1 protein-coding gene is annotated in these 471 nt (G+C 38.6%); it reads left to right on the top strand.

The window, feature by feature from the left end; translation table 11 throughout:
- On the top strand, positions 1 to 471 hold a 471-nt coding region (locus KVT27_RS23655; protein ID WP_483307977.1), incomplete at both ends, for an SGNH/GDSL hydrolase family protein.

Below are 471 nucleotides of genomic sequence, written 5' to 3'. Positions count from 1 at the left end.
GGTTACTGGGATAACTCGACAGGTGTTGAAACAGTTGGAACGCCTGTAAAAACGTATCATGAGCAAATAGTAACAAAGACGGGAGTAACCGCTGTTAGTTATGGTGTTGGTGGTACTTGTATAACAGATAAAGGTGATAATACAGGGATGTGTGTTCGCTATTCGAATATGAGAAGTGACGCTGATATCATCACCGTTATGGGTGGAATCAATGATTATGCTTATTCAGGTAATACCCCTATCGGGACATTCGGAAGTACAGATAAATCAACTATCCATGGGGCAATGAAGGTACTGTGTGAAGGTTTGTTGCAAAAGTACCCAAAAAAGCCTATTGGTTTTATTTTGCCGTTTGGCTTTAATGAATACAAAGGAGCTAATACATGGAAACCATTTGAGGATGCTCTAATTATGAACTTAGAATACTATGGTATTCCATATCTTAATTTAAGAAAAGAAGCGGCACTGAAC

Origin of the sequence: Lysinibacillus sp. GbtcB16 (assembly GCF_019091145.1) — a bacterium.
GTDB lineage: Bacteria > Bacillota > Bacilli > Bacillales_A > Planococcaceae > Lysinibacillus > Lysinibacillus fusiformis.
This window is presented reverse-complemented; position numbering and strand designations above follow the sequence as displayed.